At 64.0% G+C, this 458-nt stretch carries 1 protein-coding gene; it reads left to right on the top strand.

Annotated elements, in window-relative coordinates:
• Positions 1-458 (top strand): transketolase-like TK C-terminal-containing protein (locus tag HA630_RS01080; protein ID WP_407061927.1); only part of this gene is annotated, 458 nt, incomplete at both ends.

Below are 458 nucleotides of genomic sequence, written 5' to 3'. Positions count from 1 at the left end.
CGCGGCTTCCTGCTGGGCGGCACCTCTGGGCGCACCACGCTGAACGGCGAAGGCCTGCAGCACGAGGACGGCCACAGCCACATCATGGCCGGCACGATTCCGAACTGCATTTCCTACGACCCCACGTTTGCCCACGAGGTGGCGGTGATCCTGCACCATGGCTTGAAGCGCATGGTGGAAAAGCAGGACAACGTCTTCTACTACCTGACGCTGCTGAACGAAAACTACGCCATGCCCGGCCTGACCGCCGGCACCGAAGAGCAGATCATCAAGGGCATGTACCTGTGCAAGGAAGGCGCCAAGCTGACCCCGCGCGTGCAACTGCTGGGTTCGGGCACCATCTTGCGCGAGAGCATCGCCGCCCAAGCGTTGCTGGAAAAGGACTGGGGCGTGGCCGCCAACGTGTGGAGCTGCCCGAGCTTCAACGAACTGACCCGCGATGGCCAGGACGCCGAGCG

The organism is Aquabacterium sp. A08 (assembly GCF_011742065.1).
This window is presented reverse-complemented; position numbering and strand designations above follow the sequence as displayed.